General features: G+C 58.1%; 20 protein-coding genes and 2 pseudogenes. 10 read left to right on the top strand and 12 right to left on the bottom strand.

Annotated elements, in window-relative coordinates:
- Window positions 1-67 precede the first annotated feature (67 nt).
- From IFJ82_RS08505 to pxpB, 8 genes are all read right to left on the bottom strand, one after another.
- Window positions 68-1,318 carry an SfnB family sulfur acquisition oxidoreductase gene (locus IFJ82_RS08505; RefSeq protein WP_075596228.1) on the bottom strand — a complete coding sequence of 417 codons (1,251 nt, stop codon included), beginning with the start codon at window positions 1,316-1,318 and terminating at the stop codon, window positions 68-70.
- Window positions 1,319-1,357: 39 nt separating this feature from the next.
- On the bottom strand, window positions 1,358-2,512 hold the full coding sequence (locus IFJ82_RS08500; protein ID WP_175575101.1) for an acyl-CoA dehydrogenase family protein: 1,155 nt from the start codon (window positions 2,510-2,512) through the stop codon (window positions 1,358-1,360).
- A 654-nt stretch (window positions 2,513-3,166) separates the two neighbouring features.
- On the bottom strand, window positions 3,167-4,369 hold the full coding sequence (locus tag IFJ82_RS08495; RefSeq protein ID WP_192263808.1) for a pyridoxal phosphate-dependent aminotransferase: 1,203 nt from the start codon (window positions 4,367-4,369) through the stop codon (window positions 3,167-3,169).
- Between the two features lie 140 nt (window positions 4,370-4,509).
- Window positions 4,510-5,748, bottom strand: a complete 1,239-nt coding sequence (locus tag IFJ82_RS08490) for an MFS transporter (RefSeq protein WP_192266432.1) — start codon at window positions 5,746-5,748, stop codon at window positions 4,510-4,512.
- Between the two features lie 72 nt (window positions 5,749-5,820).
- Window positions 5,821-6,753 (bottom strand): DMT family transporter, encoded by a 933-nt coding sequence (locus tag IFJ82_RS08485; protein WP_192263806.1) that lies wholly within the window; start codon window positions 6,751-6,753, stop codon window positions 5,821-5,823.
- A gap of 175 nt (window positions 6,754-6,928) precedes the next feature.
- Window positions 6,929-7,690 (bottom strand): LamB/YcsF family protein, encoded by a 762-nt coding sequence (locus IFJ82_RS08480; RefSeq protein ID WP_075596224.1) that lies wholly within the window; start codon window positions 7,688-7,690, stop codon window positions 6,929-6,931.
- On the bottom strand, window positions 7,687-8,697 hold the full coding sequence (locus IFJ82_RS08475; protein ID WP_192263804.1) for a 5-oxoprolinase subunit C family protein: 1,011 nt from the start codon (window positions 8,695-8,697) through the stop codon (window positions 7,687-7,689). Before IFJ82_RS08475 ends, IFJ82_RS08480 begins: the two co-directional genes overlap by 4 nt.
- A complete protein-coding gene (pxpB, locus tag IFJ82_RS08470; protein WP_225578840.1) occupies window positions 8,694-9,350 on the bottom strand; it encodes a 5-oxoprolinase subunit PxpB in 657 nt (218 codons plus the stop codon). Before pxpB ends, IFJ82_RS08475 begins: the two co-directional genes overlap by 4 nt.
- 353 nt (window positions 9,351-9,703) lie before the next feature.
- Here pxpB and IFJ82_RS08465 point away from each other — a divergent pair, with 353 nt between their 5' ends.
- The 5 genes from IFJ82_RS08465 to IFJ82_RS08445 all read left to right on the top strand — a co-directional run bounded on the left by IFJ82_RS08465 (window position 9,704) and on the right by IFJ82_RS08445 (window position 14,371).
- Window positions 9,704-10,459, top strand: coding sequence for an SDR family oxidoreductase (locus IFJ82_RS08465; RefSeq protein WP_075632336.1), 756 nt, complete (start codon window positions 9,704-9,706; stop codon window positions 10,457-10,459).
- Between the two features lie 5 nt (window positions 10,460-10,464).
- A complete protein-coding gene (locus IFJ82_RS08460; protein WP_192263801.1) occupies window positions 10,465-10,908 on the top strand; it encodes an acetyl-CoA carboxylase biotin carboxyl carrier protein in 444 nt (147 codons plus the stop codon).
- Window positions 10,905-12,272, top strand: a complete 1,368-nt coding sequence (gene accC, locus IFJ82_RS08455) for an acetyl-CoA carboxylase biotin carboxylase subunit (protein WP_192263798.1) — start codon at window positions 10,905-10,907, stop codon at window positions 12,270-12,272. The genes IFJ82_RS08460 and accC overlap by 4 nt, the downstream gene beginning before the upstream one ends.
- Window positions 12,269-12,730: an acetyl-CoA carboxylase biotin carboxyl carrier protein gene (locus IFJ82_RS08450; protein WP_075624338.1), complete on the top strand. Its 462-nt coding sequence runs from the start codon at window positions 12,269-12,271 to the stop codon at window positions 12,728-12,730. The genes accC and IFJ82_RS08450 overlap by 4 nt, the downstream gene beginning before the upstream one ends.
- A gap of 216 nt (window positions 12,731-12,946) precedes the next feature.
- On the top strand, window positions 12,947-14,371 hold the full coding sequence (locus IFJ82_RS08445; RefSeq protein ID WP_192266420.1) for an aspartate ammonia-lyase: 1,425 nt from the start codon (window positions 12,947-12,949) through the stop codon (window positions 14,369-14,371).
- Between the two features lie 4 nt (window positions 14,372-14,375).
- Here IFJ82_RS08445 and IFJ82_RS08440 read toward each other — a convergent pair whose 3' ends face one another.
- The gene (locus IFJ82_RS08440) at window positions 14,376-15,314 is read right to left on the bottom strand and encodes a LysR substrate-binding domain-containing protein (protein ID WP_003619845.1); all 939 of its coding nucleotides are present in this window, start codon (window positions 15,312-15,314) and stop codon (window positions 14,376-14,378) included.
- 379 nt (window positions 15,315-15,693) lie between these two features.
- On the opposite strand from IFJ82_RS08440, the gene IFJ82_RS08435 reads away from it, so the two are divergent.
- Window positions 15,694-18,156, top strand: coding sequence for a TonB-dependent receptor plug domain-containing protein (locus IFJ82_RS08435; protein ID WP_192263795.1), 2,463 nt, complete (start codon window positions 15,694-15,696; stop codon window positions 18,154-18,156).
- 221 nt (window positions 18,157-18,377) lie between these two features.
- Here IFJ82_RS08435 and IFJ82_RS08430 read toward each other — a convergent pair whose 3' ends face one another.
- Complete coding sequence (locus IFJ82_RS08430) at window positions 18,378-18,977, bottom strand: NAD(P)H-dependent oxidoreductase (RefSeq protein WP_192263792.1); 600 nt, start codon at window positions 18,975-18,977, stop codon at window positions 18,378-18,380.
- Window positions 18,978-19,118: 141 nt separating this feature from the next.
- On the opposite strand from IFJ82_RS08430, the gene IFJ82_RS08425 reads away from it, so the two are divergent.
- Together IFJ82_RS08425 and IFJ82_RS08420 are read left to right on the top strand one after the other, a co-directional pair.
- A complete protein-coding gene (locus IFJ82_RS08425) occupies window positions 19,119-20,027 on the top strand; it encodes a LysR family transcriptional regulator (RefSeq protein WP_192263789.1) in 909 nt (302 codons plus the stop codon).
- Between the two features lie 454 nt (window positions 20,028-20,481).
- A complete protein-coding gene (locus tag IFJ82_RS08420) occupies window positions 20,482-21,585 on the top strand; it encodes an MFS transporter (protein WP_239015750.1) in 1,104 nt (367 codons plus the stop codon).
- Here the strand turns inward: IFJ82_RS08420 and IFJ82_RS15715 are convergent.
- Window positions 21,569-21,673 (bottom strand): annotated as a pseudogene (locus IFJ82_RS15715) (arsenate reductase); the annotation flags it as partial. The gene IFJ82_RS08420 and the pseudogene IFJ82_RS15715 overlap by 17 nt on opposite strands.
- A gap of 163 nt (window positions 21,674-21,836) precedes the next feature.
- Window positions 21,837-22,892, bottom strand: a complete 1,056-nt coding sequence (locus IFJ82_RS08415) for a sulfite exporter TauE/SafE family protein (protein WP_225578592.1) — start codon at window positions 22,890-22,892, stop codon at window positions 21,837-21,839.
- 259 nt (window positions 22,893-23,151) lie between these two features.
- Here IFJ82_RS08415 and IFJ82_RS08410 point away from each other — a divergent pair, with 259 nt between their 5' ends.
- The gene (locus IFJ82_RS08410) at window positions 23,152-23,352 is read left to right on the top strand and encodes a hypothetical protein (protein WP_178388368.1); all 201 of its coding nucleotides are present in this window, start codon (window positions 23,152-23,154) and stop codon (window positions 23,350-23,352) included.
- Between the two features lie 50 nt (window positions 23,353-23,402).
- Window positions 23,403-23,588, top strand: a pseudogene (locus IFJ82_RS08405) (IS481 family transposase); the annotation flags it as partial.
- Window positions 23,589-23,645: the final 57 nt, after the last annotated feature.

The following is a 23,645-nucleotide window of genomic DNA, read 5'->3' as shown; positions in this document are numbered from 1 at the left end:
TGCGACCTGTCTGGATGGGATAATTATACAATTTAAGGTGTTATTTATGGCGCTGCCACCCCGCGCCTCAACTCCATGCATGTAACGGGGGAAAGGTCTGGTTCAGGTAGTAATTTCCCACAATCGCATATTTCCATCGCACCGGATCATGCAGCGTATGCGTGCGCGCGTTACGCCACAGGTAATCAAGGTTCAGCTTCCGGTCCGTGGCGGATGTACCAACCAGTTCAAACAGCCTGTTTGTCGCCTCGATGACACTTTCGGTGGTCAGGACCTTGGCCTGTGCCGTCTCGATCTGGGCGGTGGCGACACTTTGCTCACCCGGGGTCGATACGGCATGGTCAATGGCGTCACCAGCCCTGTCCAGCAGGGCAAGACCCGCATTCAGGCGTATTTTCAATGCTCCGATCGCCTGGATTGTATATGGATCGTCCGATGCCCTGTCCTGCCCACTATCGATCCACGGGCGTGCACGCGTATGGATCAGTTCAATGGCCGTATCGATAGCCGCATCGGCCAGACCGGCGTCAATCGCCGCCTGAATGAACTGCGATATGGCGCTGTCGGCAAACGGCGCATCGGGCCTGTAGGCTTTCCAGACCGGAATGACACGGCTGCGTGGCACCTGCACGTCCGTCAGTTGCACGGTACCGCTTGCAGTTCCTTTCTGGCCGAATGCCGACCAGTCATTGATGACATTCAGGCCGGGCGCATTACGCTCGGCAATGGCAAGATGGCTGTGCCCGTCTTCATCAAGCGCCACGATCTGGACCAGATGCGCCGACAGCGCCCCCGTGCAGTAATGCTTGACACCGTTCAGGGTCACGGTGTCGCCCGTTATCTGGAGACGTGTTCTCAGCGCCCCGACATTCTTGATGCCGCGTTCCGAAAACGCATTGCCAAACCTATATCCTTTCAGCACCAGTGCAAACAGATCGCGCGCCTGTTCGGGGCTGGCACAGGAGGCAAGGCAGGCGATGGTGGCAAAGTGATTCTGACTGAGTTGCGCCACCGCTGAATCTGCTTTTGCAATCAGCCGGATCACGTGTCCCAACGTGCGATAGGACACTTCGGCCCCGCCATAGTTACGTGGCACAGTGATGCCCCATAGCCCAGAATTGGAAAAAATGTCCAGTTCACGCGCAGGAAACCGGTTATCTTGGTCACGCTGCGCAGCACCCGGCGCAATCTGCCGGGCGACTTCGGCGGCAATGCGCAATGCCTCCGCATCATTCGCGATGACGGGCACGCCCGCGGGTGGCAGGGGAAACGGGGCGACATCAGTTTCGCCTGTGCCGACAAATTCCGTAAGGGTCATGATATGTTCAGTCCGGATGCGATCAGTAATGGTCGGGATTCATGACAGCGCCTGCTGCCCTGCAATCCGACGCAACAATTCGTCATGGGGCGCATGGATGCGGCCACACAGCGCGTCGCGATGGACGCGTTCCAGCGGGTTATGGGCGGACAGCCCGGCATTGCCCGCAAGGCCCAACAGGGCGGATGTAACATCGACCGCCGCATCAACCACGCGTGACTTTATGACCGCTGCATGCGCATTCAGTTCAGGCAGCGGGCAGGCGGCCGTGACATCCGTGGCATAAAGCCGCAGCAGCATGGCGTTCATGTGCAACGTAATGGCAAAGCCCCCTACGGCATCGCGCATGGCGGGCAGGGTCGAAAGCGGTACGCCCAGATTGGATGGCACGCGTTTTTTCAGGAATTCGCCAAACCAGGCCAGCGCGGATGTAACGATGCCATTATACAGGGCCCCCAGCAGCCCTGTATTCCATAACATGAGGGTATTGCGTCCTGCCGGTGGTGCATCGGGCGTGTACAGGGCCAGTGCCGCATCGGGTGGAAGCACGACCTGCGTAAAGACAACTTCATGGCTGTTGCTGGCGCGCATGCCGATATGGTCCCAGTTTTCAATGACATGAACGCCCTTCGCAATAGTCGGGACCATGAACGTGCCCACCCGTACCGGGTCTTCATCCGTGCGGGCACGCACCAGCAGCCACGACAGGCCGGGAATGCCGGTAACATAGGCCTTGCGTCCGTCCAGCATCCATCCCGTGGTCGTGCGGGTTGCCACCGTGCCGGGCAGGCCGCCGCGCGATGCGGAGCCAAGGTCGGGTTCCGCCAGCAGGATATTGATCAGCCGGTCATGCTGTTCCTCTTCCATCCAGCGTACGAAATCACCGGAACCGAATTCATGGTGCGCGATCGCGGCCCGCACCATGTAATGATTAACCATGACCAGCGCTGTGGAGGCATCCCCCTGCGCAATCCGGCCCACGATGTCCTGCACCACGCCAAGGGTAAACGGCGTGGGGCGTTCGGGAGTGGAAATGCGCAGCGACAGCAGTCCCGCCCGGCGCAGGTCATCAATATTTTCCTGTGCGAAAATCCCGGTGCGATCATGGTGCGCCGCCCGTGTGGCAAGACGCGCCTGCAGGTGCGTGGCGGCGTCGATGGCATCCCGTGCGGTATAATGAAGGTCTGCGGACACGGCTTCATGCCTCCTGTACAATGGCCCGGACATCCGGGAGGGGCGGAATGCCAAGACCGGTCAGGACTGCGCAACGTGAGTGCCGTTTCATTGCAGGCTTACCTGTAACAGGGGTGGGGCATGCCATCCGGTGGGTTCCTGCCGGTCGATGGATCAGACCGGCAGGCAGATATTAAACAAACAATAAAAAACGTGAATATGTACTTACAACATTATAAACGTAAATTTATATGTCAATAGGATAGTTATCCCGTACCCCGTATTTAAATACGGTCATATTTCGTGGATTATGCGCTAAATTCAGAGTCAATACGATCGGGACATTACATCTCGATGGAATTTTTATGATTTAACAGCCTGTCGGGTTGGGGTGCCGCTCTGACGCGGCGAGGATGTAAGGGGACATGATAAGCCACTTCATCCCGTTTGAACGGTCTCAGCCGTATCTTCTGCCACCCGACCTGAAGTCGTGACTTCCGGCCGACGCTATGGCGCATGTCGTCGTTGAGCGGGTTCCGGTAAACGGGATTCCGCCAAGACTAAAAAGACATAACCCAGCCAGAGGCGGCACGGGTCTCGCACTGGCTTCCCGATTGCATCGGGGGCCAGTACGGAAAACCTTACACGTTCACATGCCGTGTGCCGTTTATATTCTTACTTCAGCCCATCCACAAAAGCTGAGATCCGGCGGCAGCCTTCGCGCAGGGTGTCTGTATCGGTCGCGTAGGAAATGCGGAAAAACGGGCTCATGCCGTAAGCTGCCCCCTGCACGGAGGCAACCTGCTGTTCTTCAAGCAGGGCCATGACAAAATCGGCATCGGTTGCGATCAGGCGGCCACCGGCCGAAGTCCTGCCCATGCAGTCACTGATGTCAGGATAAACATAGAACGCACCCTGCGGTGTGTGACACCGCACGCCGGGAATGGCGTTGAGCAGGGAAACCACCAGATCACGTCGGGCCTGGTATTCAGCCGCGCGGTCCTTGAGGAAGTCCTGCGGGCCGTTCAGCGCCGCCACGGCTGCAGCCTGCGCCAGCGTGTTGATGCCGCTGGTCGACTGACCCTGCATGTTGTTCATGACAGCGATAAGCGCACGCGGGCCACCGCAATAGCCAACGCGCCAGCCCGTCATGGCATAGGCCTTGGACACGCCATTGACTGTCAGTACCCGATCCTTCAGGCGCGGCTCAACCTCGGCGATCGTGCAGAAGGTGAAGCCGTCATAGATCAGGTGTTCATAGATATCATCGGTCATGATCCAGACCTGCGGATGCTTCATGAGCACGGCGGCAATGGCTTCCATATCCGCCCGCGGGCAGCACGCGCCAGTGGGATTGCCGGGGAAGTTGAGCACCAGCCATTTGGTTTTGGGCGTAATGGCGGCCTCCAGTGCCGCAGCCGAGAGGCGAAAGCCGCCTTCGGCAGGGCAGGGCACTGAAACGATGGAAGCCCCGGCAAGGCGCGCGATATCAGCATAGCTGATCCAGCTCGGGGTGGGCAGGACCACCTCGTCACCGGGGTTGATCGTCGCCATCATGGCATCATAGATGATCTGCTTGGCACCATTGGCCACCAGGATCTCGTCCAGGGCGTAATCAAGGTGGTTTTCACGCTGGAACTTGGCCTGGACCGCTTTTTTTAACGCGGGTTTGCCATCCTGCGGCGGGTATTTGGTATCACCCGCGCGGGCTGCGGCAATCGCGGCATCCACAACATGCCCGGGCGTGGGAAAGTCCGGCTCGCCTGATGACAGGCTGATGATCTTCATCCCTTCAGCCTTCAGTGCCGATGCCTTGTCGGTCATCGCGGCCGAGGCCGAAATCCCAATTCCATTCAGTCGATCAGCAAACCCGGGCATCAGACACGTTCTCCAATTTTACTCAATGCAACAGCATATTAGATGTTCATAGCGATCGTAGATCGTTTCGCCACAGGTTAGATACCGGTGAAAGCCGTCTGACCCCATACAACAATCCTATGAGGGGCAGCGCCTTCCGCTTATCCATCCATCCGGATCGGGTTACGCACCATGGCAAGTGACAGCCCGCCCGCAATGAGCAGGGCTGCGGCGCAGATATACCATGCCATGTCAAAACTTCCTGTCCAGGACACGATATATCCGGTCAGGATGGGTGAGAGCAGCCCCAGAGAATTGCTGCATGTCAGGGTAACACCCGTTACAGCGCCCATCTTTCCACCGTCTTCCACCATATCCGTCAGGAGTGCGGTATTGGCGCCATTGGCTGCCATCAGGCAGGCCAGCGCGCCAGACAGCACCAGCAGGATGGGCATCATGGTATGAAAATACGGCAGCAGCCCGATCGTGGCTGCCCCCAGAAGGCAGGTTGCAACAACAAAACGCCGGTTGGGCGGATGAATGCCCCTGCGAAAGACTAGGTGCTCCAGAACGCGCCCGATAACGACCGCGCCCATGGCCGCGACCAGATAACACAGTGCCGTGCTGTTGCCCGTACCGGTGGTGTTGATGTGCAGTTCATGGATCAGGTACAGCGGCATCCATGACATGACCAGAAAGTTCAGGTAGTTCTGGGTGCATTGCACCGCCAGTATCCCCAGAAAGGAAGATGAGCGGAACAGGTTCCTGATCTCGCCGGCCGAAATGGGCTTGCGTGGAGCTGCATCGGGCTTTTCCTGCGGGTTACGGTAAACCAGCCACCACACTAGCGCCCAGGCAATGCCAATGCCGCCCAGCGCCATGAACTCGCACCGCCACCCGAAGAACGTGATCAGGTATGCCCCCGCAATCGTGCCGCCCGCCAGACCGAGCTGCATGCCGGTCAGCAGCATGGTCATGACCGAGCCGCGTTCGCGCGGTTGCGCCCAGTTGCGCACAACCGTGGCCCCTACACCAAAGGTTGGCGCCTCGCCTACGCCAAGCAGCACGCGCGTCATTAGGAACTGGGTAATGTTCTGTGCCATGCCACCGAGCAGCATGGCAAATGACCAGACGCCCACGGCAAGGCTGCCAATAGTGCGCGCGCCAACCATGTCGAGCACGATGGTCGAAGGCAGATTGAGCAGGAAATACGACCACAGGAAGCTCGACGAGACCCAGCCCATCTGCACCGGTGTCAGCGAGAATTCCTTGCCCATCGTAGGCAGGGCAATGGAGAGTGCCGCGCGGTCGCCATAGCTGATGGCGTACATCAGGAAGACAAGAAAGAAGAACACGTAACGAGCAGGAATTGCGCGCCTGCTTCGTGCATTGGTGGTCATTTCACCTGTTGTCACGCTGGAGGACTCCTGGTGTGCCATGAATTACTGGAAGGAAGGGGGAGGGCTGCGCGATCAGGGCGCGGTGCCGGTGGCCGCATCCATCGTGCCTTCCGCCACCGCTTTCTGTTTGGCCGGGCGGTCGTGGCGGAGCATCCACACACCCGAGCCAATGATCAGCAGCCCGCCAATGCACATGGCAATGCCGGGTATCTCACCAAACCCGAACCATCCAATCAGCGCGGCCCAGAGCAGGCCGGAATAGGCAAACGGGCCAATGGCAGATACCTGGGCCGAGGCGAAGGCTTCGGTCTGGAGCACCTGCGCGATACCGGCGAAGGCACCCACGGCAACAAGACAGCCGGCCTCGGTCAGGCTGGGCGTGGTCCAGATGAAGGGCAGCGGTAGCGCGGTCATGACCGTCATGAGAATGGCCTGCCACAGGGAGATGGTGGTACTGGATTCCGTTGCGGAAAGCTGGCGGATCTGCATGGTGGTCAGCGCGCCGACGCCCCCCTGCGCCAGGGCCACGAAATACGCCCAGATGGGCACGGCGCTCCCTGTCATGTCATGTCCATGCAGCAGCCCCTTGCCAAGGGCCACCACGATCACCCCCGAAAACCCGATCGAGACCGCAACCCAGCGCTGGAGCGAGGGACGTTCATGCAGCAGCGGGATCGAGAGCAGGACCAGAAATAGCGGCTGCGTGTAGGACAGGACCTGCTGTTCGGCCAGTGGCAGGCGGGTCACGGTAATCACGATCATGATCATGCTGATCAGCCCCACGACCGAGCGCAGGACATGACCAAAAAAATGATGTGTTTTCAGTATAATGGACGTGCGTGAAGCAATCAGCAGCACAAAGGGAAGCGAAAACAGGTTCCGGAAGAAAATGATTTCAAGTGCTGGAAGCGTGGAACCGGTCAGTTTCTGCAGGGCATTGAGGGCCGCAGTAAAAAACGTTGCCGATGCTAAAAGAAGGGCGCCACGTTTCAGGTCATGCTTCATTTTATCCGTACCTCAATGCACGACATGAACAGCGGTGCATGTCATCAATCAATGCTGGCCCGATATCCCCACGCGCTTCATGTTACGACATCGTAACGCAGGGGGCGGATTTCGGGTCATAGGCGTTCGTTGCGATGCGATAGGAAATTCTTATGGGTGAAGGGCGATGCCCGCCTTAAAGCTGGCAGGCGGGAGTCAACACGCCGCCGCTTGCTTCGATTTCCGCACGGATGGCGCGGGAGAGTTCCAGTGATCCGGGCGTGTCGCTATGCACCAGAATGGACTGCGCCTTAACCGGCAGGCGCGCGCCATCAATGGTCGTGACCGATCCGTCATCGAGGAACTGCTTCACGCGCGCCCGCACGCCTGCCAGATCATGAATGACCGCACCCGGCTGCCCACGCGGCACCAACGTGCCTGCGGTGGTATAGGCACGATCGGCCAGGAACAGGGTCTGGGCCCGCAGGCCGGCCTTCTCGGCGGCGCGCTCGGTTGCCTGGCCGGACATGCAGAATATGCTCAGGTTCCGGTCGATGGCGGCAATGGCACGGGTCAGGCGCAGGGCAAGGCCCTCATCCGCATTGGCCATGTTACCAAAGGCAGCATGGTAACTGACATGCGTGACCCGGTGGCCATGACGGGCGGCAATGCCCTGCAATGCGCCAATCTGGTAACACATCATGGATTCCATGTCCGCGTCGGATACGGCCATGTTGCGGCGGCCAAAGCCCATCAGGTCCGGCAGGCCGGGATGGGCGCCAATGCCCACCCCCTTTTCCTTCGCCAGTCGCACGGTACGGTCCATGATGGCATAGTCACCGGCATGGAAACCACAGGCGATGTTGGCCGATGAGACGGTGTCCATCAGCCCGTCATCATCTGCAATGCGCCAGCGGCCAAAACCTTCGCCCATGTCGGAATTGAGGTCGATTTTCATGCCTTGGCTCCAGATTTCATGCCAGCACGGCTGTGGGCGGATGAGCGGTAATGGGCAACCATCATGCGCAGCTTGTCGAGATAGGCATTGACCGGCTGCATGGCGGCAACGCCTTCGGCAAAGCTGCATTCATGCAAACGGATGCGCGTGCCAATGCGTGCCTGCGCCAGTCGCCACAGATCGGCTTCGATCACGGTAGCGATGCGCGGATAGCCACCCACGGTATTGGCGTCAGCCAGTTGCACGATCGGCTCACCCGCTGGCGGAACCTGCACGATACCGGCAATCACACCATAAGAGCGCAGTTCAACCCGGTGGCGCAGTTCAAGCGGAGCACCCGACAGGCGGTAGCCCACGCGGTTGCTCTGTGGCGTAATGCGCCAGGGCGTATCCCACAGCCGTTGCTGGGCTTCGGGCGTGAACAGGGCGTAATCGGTTGCGGGCATGGCGCGCAGGTGAATGACCTTGCTGTCCTCTGCGGTGGCTACGGCATCGAGCACCGCAGCGGGGGGCAGGGCGCCGTACCCCACCACATCCAGCGCGGTAGCGATGGTTTCGAGTGTATCTCCTGCTTCCAGCGGGCGACCGTCGAGCCCACCAAAGCTGCCACGCAGTTGCGTACTGCGAGAGCCCAGCACCACCGGCACCTCAATACCACCAGCAAGGCAGATATAGCCGCGCGCACCCGCTTTTGGCGGCCCGACACGCAGGACCTGCCCGGCTGCCGCCGTCTCGATCATCCAGGGCAGGATCGTGTGGCCATCAAGTTCGATCGCAGCGTCAATGCCCGTCACCGTAAAGGTGGTGGCTGTTTCAAAGCGCAGCACGAAAGGATAGGTCTGCAGTTCGATGCAGGCATCATCCATCTGGTTGCCCAGCAGGATATTGCCGACCTGAAGCGCAAGCGCATCCATGACGCCCGACGTGCCCACGCCCAGATTACGGTAGCCAGGGCGGCCGAGATCCTGCACCGTGTTCAGGGCGGATGTTTCAAGGATCGTAATCACAACTCGATGCTTTCGGGGTAAAAGCGGATGCGATCGCCAACGGCAAACAGGGCAGGGGGCTGTTTGGTGGGATCGAACACACGCAGGTCGGTAAATCCGATGGAATTCCACCCGTTGGGCCCAGTCAGCGCGGAAATGCCAGCCTGCATGCCACCGATGATGACAGTTCCCGCCTGCATGTTCAGCGATGGTACGGTCTTGCGCGGCGTTGCGATACGCGGGTCAAGGCCGTGCAGGTAGCCAAAACCCGGCGCGCTACCAATGGCGCAGACCGTGTATTCGCTACCGTGATGGATGGAAATGACGTCCTGCGCAGGCAGGCCGGAATGGGCGCAGACTGCCGCCAGATCTTCGCCCAGAGTGCCGCCATAGTGTACGCCGATCTCGAACAGATGCCCCTCGATATGCCGCTCGGGCAGGGTGTTCCAGGCATGGCACAGCCACTCCGCCACCGCCTGCGGGCACTCGGGCGGGGCGGAAAAGATCAGCATGAGGTTGGTCACGCCAGGAATGAGTTCGCACACGTCGGAGCGCGCCTGCGCCGCATCCATCAGCGCCCAGACCCGGCGCTGGTGAGCCATGGTGAAATCACCCGGCGCCTCGAACAGCATGGCGCGTGTGCCGATCATGCTTATGGCAGGCGCCGCAGCCATATTGCGCGCCACATCGTTCTTTATATCCGTGTTCAAAATACACAGTCCCTGGAATGGCGCTGGTTATTGAGCCTGAACCGTAACAATATAGGTTTCACGGCATGAAGTGCCGAATGCAAGAGTATGAGCGTTTACGTAACAATGGCCAGTGCCATTATGGTTGTGAGGCTATTGAATAATCTTATGGATCAGCATGATAGCCGGGCCATCATATTATGTTATGGCGTGAGAACGAAGTGCTCTTGGCGCAAGCTGTTCATGGCCGTTAGCATGCCGGTCAATAGCTGAACATCCGGTATCCGCTGTAGGCCGGGTGGTATTAGTTTTTCTGTTCAGGATCGGGTTTTCTTACCATGAGCAACCAGCCGTACCGTACCGCCCTCGTCACTGGCGCATCTTCTGGCATTGGCGCGCAGATCGTGCGCCGTCTGGCGCTGGAAGGGATTGAGGTTCATGCCCTGGCACGTGACGCGGCCCGACTGGAGCAGCTTTCGAAGGAAACCGGCTGCATCGTGCATGCCGTCAGCGTGTCCGATCAGGCGGGGATCGAGGCGCTGGTCAAGACGCTCGAGATCGACATCCTGGTCAACAATGCCGGGCAGTCGCGCACGGGCAACATCACCAACACCACGCCCGAGGATATCGATGCGCTGGTGGACGTGAACCTGCGTGCGGTGCTGCAACTGACCCGCCTTGTGGTGGCGGGCATGATCGAACGTGATCGCGGGCATATCGTCAACATCACCTCCATTGCAGGCCATTATGCCTTTGCTGGCGGCAACACGGTCTATCATGCCACCAAGGCAGGCGTGCATTCGCTCTCGCAGCAGTTGCGCTGCGACCTGTTCGGCCACCGTATCCGCGTGACCGAAATCTCGCCCGCGCGTTGCGAAACCGAAGTGTTCGGCCGTCTGATCGGCAACATGGAAGAGGCGAAGAAGCGCTTCTTTGATGAATATGAGTCCCTGCTGCCCGAAGATATTGCAAACTCCGTCGCCTTCGCCGTCATGTCACCGCAGCGCATGAATGTCAGTTTCATGGAAGTACTGCCGACCATGCAGGTCGTGGGCGGCCTGAATTTCGCCAAGAAGACATCCGGCGCGGCGTAAGGACGGTGGATCTCACGCATGTCAGGCGGCTGATCGACCTGCTGGCCACGGCTCCGGTTACGGAGCTGGAGGTTGAGGAAGGCGGCTGCCGCATCCGCATCACCCGTGGCGGCGGCGCGCAGCCTGAGGTTGCGCCATCTGCCCCCCCCGTGGTGAGTCCCGTGGTGGGGACGCCCGCAGCGCTCCTGCAGTCAGCAGAGGCATGCGTGGTGGCGGAGACGGTCATTACCGCTCCGTCCTATGGCGTGTTCCATCTCGCGCCCACGCCAGGTGCGCCGCCGTTTGTCACGGTGGGGCAGGCGGTGCGGGCCGGGCAGGAAGTCGGGCTGGTTGAGGCCATGAAGGTATTCAACGCCGTCCGTGCCGAGCAGGCTGGCAAGATCGCCGCCGTGCTGGTGGAAGATGGCACCGAAGTAGAGGCAGGCACCCCCCTGTTCCGGCTGTCATGAATGAGACCCCACGTTTCAACCGGGTGCTGATCGCCAATCGCGGCGAGATTGCATTGCGCATACAGCGCGCCTGCCGCCAGCTCGGGCTGGAGACGGTGGCCGTGTATTCCGAAGCCGATGCCGACAGCCGTCATGTGCACGAGGCTGATATAGCCCTGTGCATTGGTCCTGCCGCGGCTGCCCGCAGCTATCTCGACGCCGACGGGCTACTGCTTGCCGCCCGGTTGACCGGGGCGCAGGCCATTCATCCCGGCTACGGCTTTCTGTCGGAAAATGCTGATTTTGCCGATGCTGTGGAAAAAGCGGGCCTGACCTTCATCGGCCCGACCGGCGCTTCCATCCGCATGATGGGCGATAAGATTACCGCCAAACGCGCCATGCGTGAGGCAGGCGTGCCCTGCGTGCCCGGATCGGACGGGCCGCTGCCTGCTGACATGGAGACCGTGAAGGCCATTGCACTGGACGTAGGTTTTCCCGTTATCGTCAAGGCGTCCGGCGGTGGCGGTGGACGCGGGATGCGCGTGGTCGAGCGTGCGGCCGACCTGGCACAGGCCGTAACGCTCACCGCGAAAGAGGCCGAGCAGGCCTTTGGCAACCCGACGCTGTATCTTGAACGCTTCATGCAGAAGCCACGTCATATCGAAATTCAGGTTCTGTGTGATACACATGGCACTGCGCTGTGGCTGGGAGCGCGTGACTGTTCGCTGCAGCGTCGCCACCAGAAAGTGCTGGAGGAAGCATCCGCCCCTGGCATCACACCGCAAACCATTGCAGAAATTGGCACGCGCTGTGCTGAAGCATGCAGGCGTATCGGCTACCGCGGTGCAGGCACGTTTGAGTTCCTGTATGAAGACGGCGTGTTCGCCTTTATCGAGATGAACACCCGCGTACAGGTCGAGCACCCGATTACGGAAGAGACAACAGGCATCGACATCGTGGTCGAGCAACTGCGCATTGCCCAGGGTGCGAGGCTTGGCATCGCGCAGGCGGATATCGGGCTGCGGGGCCATGCCATTGAATGCCGCCTCAATGCGGAGGACCCGTTCACCTTCATGCCCTCGCCCGGCACCATCACGCGCTGGGATCTGCCCGGTGGCCCCGGCATCCGGGTCGATACGCATGTCGTGGCGGGTTACACGGTGCAGCCTTATTATGACTCGCTTATCGGCAAGGTCATCAGTTACGGCGCCACCCGTGAGCAGGCGATTGCGCGCATGCGCGTGGCGCTGGCGGAAATGAAGGTGGAAGGGATATCAACCAACATCCCCCTGCATCAGGACCTTCTGGCCGATCCCGCCTTTGCGCAGGGTGGGGTGGATATTCACTACCTTGAACGCTGGCTTGCAAAAAGGACAGCCTTATGAGCAACCGGTCCGAACAGATGGTGCCCCATTTTGATCGGCTGCCTGAACCCGAACAGATTGGCCAGATGGCGACATGGCTGGCGCAGGCGGGGCTGGAAAGCTTGGAACTGAGCAACGAGGCAGCGGGGCTGAAACTGCGGATTTGTGTGGGACAGACCGCATCCGGGGCCACAGCCCCCGATGCCCCGACAGCAGCGCAGCCCGATGCGTCGGCGGGACTGGTGGCGGTGAAAACGCCGTATTTCGGCTATCTGTGCCTGACTCATCCGCAACGCGACAGCGCTTTTTCTCCGGTCGGGGCAAAGGTGGCGCAAGGTGATATTGTAGCACTCCTCACGCTGGACAGCCTGCAACTACCTGTTCGCGCACCGGTTGCGGGCACAGTAGCTACAGTAACGGGGCAGGCTGGTGCGCTGGTTGGATATGGCACCACGATCATGCAGATCCAGCCGGGCTGATACGCTCAGGCCGAGCCCTGGGGTTGTGCACATGGCTGTATCCGGCGCGTTTTTCTGGCCTGTTATCATGTCATTACTGGCGAATATTTGCATGGTGCGGGCGCTTTTCCACCCTCGTCCTGGCATTATTCTCAACGTGGATAGATCAAAATGATTAATATGCCCGCTCCGGCACGAGATGGCGCAGCTAGCACCCTGACAGGCAAGGCCAGCCCCATGGGTGCGCAGTCCGGCCCCCGCGTCGAGCGCGACCTGCTGGGCGAGGTCACACTGCCTCCGGGCGTGTTGTGGGGCGTGCATACACAGCGCGCGCTGGATAACTTTCCCATAAGTGGCAACACCATCGGCAGTTTTCCGGATCTGGTGCGGGGGCTGGTCGTGGTCAAGCAGGCTGCGGCGCGGGCCAATCTTGCGCTAGGCTACCTTGACCCCACGCGCGCCAGTGCCATTGATGGTGCCTGTCAGCACATACTGCAAAACCCCGCCTGTCATAAGCAGTTTGTGGTAGACGCCATGCAGGGCGGGGCGGGTACCTCGACAAACATGAATGCCAATGAAGTTATTGCCAATGTTGCCCTGGGGCTGCTGAGCGAAAAACCGGGCACCTATGGCGTGCTGCACCCCAATGACCATGTCAATATGGCGCAGTCCACCAATGATGTGTACCCCACGGCGCTCCGCCTGGGGCTGTTGCTTGCGGTTGATCCGCTGCTGGTTGCCCTTGAAGGATTGCACGAAGCACTAGATAAAAAGGCAGAGACCTTTGATGGGATCCTGAAGGTTGGCCGCACGCAACTGCGCGATGCCGTGCCCATGACGCTGGGGCAGGAATTCGGGGCGTTCCGGACTGCTGTGGCGGGAGAAATCAGAAGCATCAAGGCCCATGCCGCAGCCTTTGAGCAGGTCAATCTTGGTGGTACTGCCATTGGCACGGGGCTGAATACCGACCCGCGTTATGCTTCTACCGTCATGGCGGAACTGCGCAGCCTGACCGGGCGACCCATGAGCAGTTCGCCCGACCTGATCGAGGCAACATCGGATGTGGGCGCTTTTGTGCTGTTTTCAGGCGCGCTCAAGCGCCTGGCGCTCAAACTGTCGAAAATGTCCAGTGACCTGCGCCTGCTCTCAAGCGGGCCGCGCACGGGCTTGGGTGAAATCGTGCTGCCCGCGGTGCAGGCCGGGTCTTCCATCATGCCGGGCAAGGTCAACCCCGTCATACCCGAGGCGGTCAATCAGGTGGCCTATCTGGTTGCGGGGCACGACCTGACCATTACCATGTGCGCCGATGGTGGCCAGTTACAGCTTAATCCGTTTGAACCGATGATCGGCTATTGCCTGTTTACATCGATCAAGATATTACGCGCCGCCATCGAAACCCTGACCACGCGCTGCATCAGTGGTATTTCTGCCGATCGGGCACGGTGCCAATATCTGTTTGACCTGAATATCGGTATCATTACCGCACTGGTGCCGGTGCTGGGATATGATACCTGTTCGGCCCTTGCCAAGCGTGCGCTGGCGGAAGACCGCAAGGTCACGGACCTGATCATGGAAGAGCAACTGCTTTCTCCCGAACGGCTTGCGGCCCTGTTGCAACCCGATGTACTGACCCGCCCCAATATCGGGTGCGTACCGGTCTGATCCCTTAATCGAAAGGTTGGGTACCCGGCCAGTTATGTGAAGCGGCCATCGCCTTGGCAAGGCCGATGAGGAGTTCGCGCACGGCCACCGAGGCCTCAGTCTCAGGAATGATCTCGGGGATGCAGAGCGAAACATCTTGCTGAATGACGGGGTTGTGCAGCGGGAAGATGCGCGACTTACCCGGCATGACAATGCGGCTGGCAACCGACCAGGGTAGGATGGTGCTGCCGATGCCTTGCTCGATGGCGCCCTGCAGGGTGATCAGCGCCTCGATTTCAGCCACGATGCGGGGATCAAGCTGCTTGCGCATGAAGGCCATGTCCACGCTCTTGCGCACAAAATTATGCTTGGGCGGAAGCAGAAGGGGAATGTCAGCGATATCCGCAAGCTGCACGGCCCCTTTTTCATTCTGGGGAAATTCCAGGTCATGGGGTGCAAGCAGGAAGAATTCTTCCTTCATCAGCGGCGTGAAAATAACCCCCTTGATGGGACCCGCGCCATGGATCACGGCCATGTCCAGCCGCCCGGTCATGATCAGTTCGCTGTAGATGTCATCAAAGCTTTCGGTCAGGTGCAGGGTGATGTTGGGCAGGCGCTCGCGCACGAGCTGCAATAGCTTGACCGAAAGTGTGGAGCCCGCGCTGTAGGGAGAGAGTCCGACCGAGACCTTGCCCACCAGTGGACCTGCACCCTGCGTGATTTCAACCATGGCCCGGTCGAACTGTTTGGTCAGGGTCTGTGCATGCCGGTACAGTTCCGCCCCGGCCGTGGTGGGGGTTACGCCGCTCTTGCTGCGGATGACCAGCTTCTGCTTGAAAGCATTTTCAAGTGTGGCGAGCTGCTGGCTTAATGCGGGCTGAGCAATATTGAGCAGGTCAGCCGCACGCGAAATGCTGCCAAGGTCAATAATCTTAATAAAAGCCTGTAATCGGCGTATATCCAACGGGAACTCCGTAAAGGTTATATTCTATGGATTTATAGACTTGACATTAAGGACTTTTATTTAACTGTCAACATATTGTGCCAAGAGCAGGCCATATGGAAGGTCGTGCGCTACACCTGACTGCATATACGCAGTGCGGGACCGCCCGAACATACCTGATGCAGGGTTGCAGATACTTGGAAATATTGTACGAAAAGTAACGTTCGCACAGAAAACGAAACAATTTCAATTATATATTTTTTTATCTGTAAGCAAGAAACAATCCGGGTTCGGAACATATCAATAATTCATATGACGCCAAATCATAACGAATGCGCATCATATCATTACACATATTCACGCGAAACGTTTCGGTCGAGTTCCAAGGGGGGAGAGGCAGATGTCACGCCTGTCAAAGCACAAGTTATATCTGGTGGCCGGGGTAGCATTTGGCACATTCGTGCCGCTTGCAGGTGAAGCCGCGACCGCTACCGTTTCGTCAGTGCAAAAACATTATCGGGTTGCCGCCGATAAAAAGGCACCCACCCCCAAACAGGCCATGCCCGCAGCCCTGCGTGCATCGAGCCGCCCCGAAGAAATCCATGTTGGCGGTCACCAGACCAATTCCATCTTTTCACCTGGCACAGCACAGCACAGCACCACGCAGGTTACGGTCGTAACGGGCGCGGAACTGCTCAAGACCGGCCAGACCAATGTGCTGTCGGCGCTGTCGCAGGCCAATCCGGCAATTACCACCGCAGCCCTGCCCGGTGGCGGTGCCAGCTCTTTTGTTCAGACCATGCAGCTCCGTGGTCAGTCGCCGGATGATACGCTGATCCTTGTCAACGGTCATCGTCGCCATATTGGTGCCAACTTCAACGCCAACGCAGGCACAAACTGGGGCAGTGAGCCGGCTGACATTTCGCTCATTCCCATCACCGCGATCGACCATATTGAAGTGGTGACCGAAGGTGCTTCCGCGTTGTACGGACAGGACGCCATTGCAGGTGCGGTCAATATCGTACTCAAACGCGATACGCATGGTGGCACCGTCAACTTCAAGAACAGTGGTTATTACGCAGGCGACGGCCAGGCGCTTGATGGCTCGGCCAGCTATGCCATGGCGCTCGGCAACAGGGGCGGCTACCTCGACCTTGCGGCACAGGTGACCCACCAGTTGCCTACCACCCGTGGCGGTGATTACTATGGCAACCTGTTTTCTGCCAACGACCCGCGTAATGCCACGGCGGACCGTAACGTGCAGCGTGGCCTGGGCCTGCCCAAGAGTACGCTGGAAACCCTGAGCGAAAACATGTCCGTGCCACTTGGGCATGGGTTCAGTTTTTACAGCACGTCCACCTTTTCGCATCGTCGTGCCAACGTGGCTGAAACCTATCGTGCCAATAACGGTGATGATATATGGATTAATTCGGCTCTGTACCCTACTGGTAACCAGCCTTACATCACCATGGACCAGTACGACTTCGAGACTGATAATGGCATCCGTACGCGCAAATTCGGCTTCGCATGGGATGCTTACGTAACATTCGGGCGTGACCAGCAGACATACGGTACGAAGGATTCCGAAAATGCCTCGCTGACGTCTGGCGGCGCATATGCATACGATCCGACGCAGACATCCTTTTATGATGGCAAGTCGATCTCGACCGAATTGACAACCGGGTTGAGGGGATCACGTTCGTTCCATACCGGTCTGCTGCCCAGGGACATCAACCTGCGGTTCGGTGCGGAATACCGCCACGATACCTTCCAGATGACCGAAGGTGAGACCGCGTCGTGGAGTGGGCAGGGCGCAACCGATCACCCTGGCAATCCGGCGCTGGCCGTATCGAACACGAACCGTGACGTGTACGAAGGTTTTGCCAACCTTGATTTCCATATCACCAAAAAATGGGAATGGACGCTGGGCGGCCGTGTTGCCAACTACAGCAACATGGCAACCGTCGAGACAGGTTCGGTCGGCACGCGCTACAACTTCAATAAGCACTGGGCCATCCGCGCCAATATCAATTCCGGTTATCGCCCGCCAACGCTGGGTGAGATTTCGTACTTCTATTCGGCGCCATATCCCGGCTATGTTGTGGATCAGGTTCCCTCCAACAGTGCCCTGGCCAAGTCCTATGGCGCGACACCCCTGAAGGGCGAATATTCACGTAGCTATACCATTGGTATTGATGCGACCCCCGTAGATGGTTTCCACCTGGCGGGCAACCTGTACTACATCGCCATTAATGACCGGATGGGCAGCTCCAAGAGTTTTGCCGTTGACTCGGGTAATATTACCGGTCTGGGTAACGTGACTTCGATCAGCTACTATGCCAACCTGTATAATACCCAGACATTTGGTGGCGACCTGACTGCTGATTACACACTGCATACCAGTCATTACGGCAAGTTCCGCTTTGCCATGGGCATCAATTTCTCGGATAACGAAATCCGTTCGAGCAAGAGCAACCTGGTTAACGAATATACCAAGGAAATGGTGCTACACGCCGCGCCGAAAAACCGCGAGCAGATCAGCGTGAACTGGCAGTATAAAAAGTGGTCGGTTTTCGTGCAGGAAATGCGCTATGGCTCCATGACCTACATGGCGGCGCCGACAGGCCCGGGGTCCGTGCCGTTCGAGCAGAATCCCGCCTTCATTACCAATATGGAAATTGACTACAAGCCTGTTCCGCGCTGGACCATTGGCATAGGTGCGAACAACCTGGGCAACAAATACCCGACCCGTATTTCCTCCGCTATTGCCCAGTCGCAGCAAGGCCTTGCCAAATATGCTTCCTATTCGCCCTACGGGTTCAATGGCGGCATGTATTATGTCAAGACGTCGCTCGATTTCTGAGCAAGCGCATCGGAGCATAAAAAGCATTTGATAAAGAGTAGGGCAGGGGTTTCATGATCCCTGCCTCGTTCCCCTGGCCGGGAGAGCAGGTTGCCAGAACTTTTCCCGATGGCTTTCGAAAGATGATTTTTCAATAATAGAAGTTCCTGAATATTATCTTTCGAGGTCAGCATGTTTTTTCAAGATGTCAGGAACAACCATCAGGTTCGCTAGCAGGTTTATTATTTCAAAGAACGTGCGAAATTCAGCGTTTCCGACAGATGCTTACGATAACGGTCAATGGTCCCGTCGACATCCGGGGCTTTCATGACATCGGTGGCCAGAAAGGTCGGCAGGGCTGACAGTGCCAGAAACTGATTGGCCTTGTGAAAGGGGAAATAGACAGCATCTATACCTCTGCCTTCAAAGAACTGCACAGGATCCGTAAAGGCATCATCCGGCGCGTTCCATGTGAGGGACAGCATGTAACGCTTACCGCCCAACAGGCCACCCGAGCCATATTTGCGTTCGGGACAGGCCCGGCTGCGCCCATCATTAGCGTAGAGCGTGCCGTGACCGGCGGTAAAGACCTCGTCCATGTATTTCTTGACGATCCATGGCGCGCCCATCCACCAGCCGGGCATCTGGTAGATGACCAGATCTGCCCACAAAAAATTCCGGACTTCCTGCTCGATATCGTAGCCTGCGTCGATTTTGGTCTCGCGTGTCGCGAAACCTGCTTCTGTCAGCACCCGTACCGCGACATCATGCAATGTATCGTTCAGACGGCCATGCGAATGCGCAAAGACCTTGCCACCATTCAAAAGAAGAATGTTTTTCATAGCTCAGAATATTCCTTAATGGGGAATGACAATGACAGGGTGACCGTATCATCGCTGAACGATGCCGCTTTCGGACGGGCTTGATAATCGGCTTTTCCTCCACATAATCTTGGATTGCAATTCACAGATGGGCTCAGGAATATGGATAATCGCGCGGGAGAGATGCAGGTCTTTGTGAGAGTGGCCGAAGCTGGCAGTTTCTCCGAGGCGGCAAGACATCTCCTGATGACACCATCGACGGTCAGCAAGCTGATCGGCCGCATGGAGGAGCGGCTGGGCGTGCGGCTGATTGAGCGATCGACCCGACGGCTCTCGCTGACTGACGAGGGGCGCCTGTTCCATGAACGCAGTGTCGCACTCTTGGCGGAACTGAATGATATCGAGCGCGAGGTCTGTCATGGGGCGGGTGGTGCCAGCGGAATTGTGCGGGTGAGCGCCTCGGTCCCATTCGGCGTCCTGGGGATCGAGCCGCTGCTGCCGGAATTCTGGCGGACCTATCCAAATGTCATCATCGATCTGTCGCTGTCGGACGAGATCGTCGATCTTTATCTTGATCGTACCGACATTGCTTTCCGTGTTGGCTCCCTGACAGACAGCAGCCTGCTGGCTCGCAAGATCGGAGTGGCACGTCGGCAGATCGTCGCTTCACCCGACTATCTCAAGAATCATGGTACCCCGATCACGATCGACGACCTCAACCACCATAATTGCCTGGGATTCAACTTTCGCCGGGCTGCGCCGGTCTGGCCGTTGCGCGAAGGAAGGCGGATCGTGGACCGCATGGTCGGCGGCAGCCTGCTGGCCAACAATGGCGAGACGGTGCGCCGTCTGGTCCTGGCAGGGGTGGGGCTGGCGCGTCTGGGCGACTTTCATGTCCGCAATGATATTGCCCATGGGCATCTGGTCGAGGTGCTGGCAGATGCGGGGCATGGCGATGCGGAGGACGTCCACGCCCTTTATCTCGGGGGGCAGCGCATGCCGCAGCGTATCCGGCTGTTCCTCGATTTCATGGTACCAAGGTTGCAGGCGTTCATGCGGAACGGAGTGTAAGGGGCGTTTCCAACCCATTGGACTCTTTTTTGTGACCCTGGTTCACAGCTCTTGTGGCCACAAAGCCTCTGGTTGGTTTTATCCTACACTGGCAATTTCCATTTTTCGCCCATCTTTGGCCAAAAAGGGTTGCTGATGCTGTTTTCGCCTTATTCGCTGGGTGATCTGAACCTGCCCAATCGTATCATCATGCCGCCCACGACACATTCCCGCGCCCCGCGCGAGGGGATGCTACCCCTGGTCATCAATGTGATGCATGCTCAGGGTGATTGCATTTTCACCCGAGTGTAGCATGCCGGACGTGTTTCCCACACCGGCTGCGTATGACCATGTATTTGAAATCTCTTATCGAACCAAAGAGGCGAATGTGCCGGATTCTCATTCTTCGTCAGATCGTGCGCTGTTGTCCCTGGCCTGCGGGGCCTTCGCGATCGGGGTGACGGAATTCACCCCCATGGGTCTGCTGCCTGTCCTGGCAGACGGGGTCCATGTCAGTGTACCCAAGGCAGGCAGCCTGATCAGCGCCTATGCCTTCGGCGTGATGGGCGGCGCACCCTTCGTCACCCTCTTTCTGGCACGTTATCCACGCAAATATGCGCTGATCGGACTTATGATCCTCTATGCGATCGGCAACCTGACTTCGGCTGTCAGTGGCGATTATATGCAGTTGCTGCTGTCACGGGTGCTGACCAGCATGGCCCATGGGGCATTCTTCGGGCTGGGCGCGGTGGAGGCAGCAAGCCTGGTTGCGGCCAACCGGCAGGCCAGTGCTGTGGCCAGTATGTTCATGGGTCTGACCGTTGCCAATATCTTTGGCGTGCCGGCCGCGACATGGCTGGGTGACACGCTGGGCTGGCGCAGTGCGTTCGCCTCCATTTCGGTGCTGGGTCTGATCGCGGCTGCGGCCCTGTCCGTTGCCCTGCCATTGGCTGAGGCCGGCCCAAGGCCGGACGCGGTGGCCGAGATGAAGGTCATCATGCGCCCCAATGTGCTGATGGCACTGGGCGTCACGGTGATCGGCGCTGGAGCGATGTTCGAACTCTATACCTATATCGTGCCGATGCTAGAACATATCACCCATGCGGGGCCAACCTTAACGACGGTGGCACTGATGCTGATCGGTATTGGTTTCAGTATAGGCAATGCTATCGGCGGTCAGGCGGCAGACCGGTCGCTGGCCGGTACGTTGCTGGTGTTCTTTCCACTCCTCGGCCTGATCATGCTGGCCTTTCCCTTCGCCGCGCAAACGTCGGCCGGTGCGTTGGTCGGAGTCCTGCTGTGGGGCATCGCCAGTTTCTCCCTTATGCCGGCCCTGCAGATGCGCACCATGCAGGCCGCACACGATGCACCGGGCCTGGCTTCGTCGGTCAATATAGGCGCGTTCAATCTGGGCAATGCCTTGGGGGCGGCGTTGGGCGGGGCTGTCTTGTCTATGGGGTTCGGCTATCCGATGGTTTCCGTCGCGGGCCTAGGCATCAGCTTGCTGGGCGTGCTGCTGGTCCTGCTGTCCCGTAAGGGACGGCTGTCACCCGAAAGGTCGCTTTCAGAAACGCGATGATCCGGGGTTCATCGTCGCTGTTGCGGATCAGCGTCGGTACGTTACGCGACGTGCCGCAGGCCGGATTGTGGTAGATCATGATGGTCATGAGTAAGGTTCCGGATTTGGGCAGCAGGCGGATAAATCGGCGCCCAGAAGCACACATGGTTCGGGATTTCCTGCCCAGAAATCCTTGACTAGGAACAGCATCAGTAAAGTATCATTAAAAATAAGCATATTATTCTATATTTAGGTGAATAATTGCGTGCGATTTAAACCCCGACACTCCGAACGGTCTGGATTCCTGTGTGGGGTGACATGTGCAGGATGAAACCATGGAATATGGGAGTGCCGGGTAGATTTGTTGATGGGATATACACCCGATGGATCAGTTCCAGTTCATTGCCGTGTTCCCATTCAACTACGAAGATATGCTGCTGCCATGACAGGGAAGCAGAGAGATCCCCGGATGCATGTGAATAATTGAGAACAGCAGCATTCTGACGTGCAATCTGGCCAGCTGCTGTGATCACCATCATGAGGCCTGCTACAACCATGGCTGCGTGACCGATATGGTGAAACAGTCGGTCATGTAGGTAAGGGAGCAGATGGCGCATGATGATCGAAGACAGGATTGCGGCCGCGGCAACAGCGATACCCACGATGACGACATGAATACTCAGCAGGCCGAATGCCGCGTAGAGAATGAGCTTAAGACCATGCAGCATGATTTCATTGGCGGCGCGAGTTGCGACGACTTCTTCCTTGCGAAGACCAAGCTGGTAATAGAAACCGTTGAAGACCAGACCAATCGCCCCAGTAAAACCGGAAATGAAGCCTGCGGCGGCACCCAGCGCATGGAGCGATGCGATACGGACTGGTTTCCTGTTGGGCTGGATTGTAGGTGTGCGAAATAGAAGGGGGAGATGACCCACCAAAAACAGACCCAATAGCAGCGACAGATAGACGGGATTCATGCGACTGAGCGCCCAGGCACCGAGGGCGGAAAATGGCAGTGCGGTTGGCGCAAAATGCCGAACAATGTCCCACCGGATTGCTTTGTGAAACGAAATGATGCGCGCCGCCGAGCTGGTAGCAGTGCCAATTGATAGGGCGGCGGGCACCTGCATGTCAGGCAATACCAGCCCCAGCAGGGGCATCAGGATCAGCCCTGCACCGCCGCCCGAAACGGCACTGATCCCAAAGGCCAGTGTCGACGTAACCAGAATTGCAAACCAGAGCAGCATTGGCCGTATAAGCTCCGATTGAAGGCCCTGTGCGCCGGAGCCATGACGGGCGACCACGTCCTGAAAGGTGCGTGACAGCATTATACCTGGCGAAGGTTCACGGCGATGTCAGCTTACAATATCCCAACCCTCTGGGGAATCAGGGGTCATGCCTCATGCCGGGCAACGCACGCTGTCTGAAACACCAGTACTTGGAGATACGTAAGGGTTCCTGTCGTGCAGTCATGACGTTTTGAAGAAATCTTCATCAAAACCCATCCTCGTTTAGCAACCAGCCAGTAAGGCTTTATCAGGCGTGTTTCGCTATCCCATATGAACTTGAGCGGCGGGAGTTCCGGGGATGATGAAAGTCATGAAGGGGCTGGTAGATCTTGAGTTCGAACGTCTCTACAACATGGAAGTGGCCTGTATCGACACCTTGATGGTGACGCGTCGGGAAGCTGCAATGGTCCGCTTGTCCTGTAACCATGCTCGTAACACTCTCTCTATGGTCGCCGGGTGGGCAGTACATGCCACAGCCGTTGCTGGTCTGGCATTCTGACGCGCATATGCGATGACAATGCCCATTCCGCATCTGCTGTCTTCTATTGCCATCCGTGGATGAATGGCCAGGTTGAACGCATGAACCGGACGATCAAGGCGGCGACGATCAAGTGCTTCTATTATGAAACGCATGACTAACTGCGCCAGCACTTCGCAGGCTTCGTCGTCGCCTGCAATTGCGCCCGCAGCCTCAAAACACTGCGGGGACTTACTTCGGATGAATTCATTTACACGTAGTGGGAAAAAGAGCCACTACGGTTCATGCAAAATTCGCACCATCAAACCACGGAA

The organism is Novacetimonas hansenii (assembly GCF_014843995.1).
In the GTDB taxonomy this organism is placed as follows: domain Bacteria; phylum Pseudomonadota; class Alphaproteobacteria; order Acetobacterales; family Acetobacteraceae; genus Novacetimonas; species Novacetimonas hansenii.
Note: the sequence above shows the minus strand (reverse complement) of the source record. Positions and strands in the feature narration are given on the sequence as shown.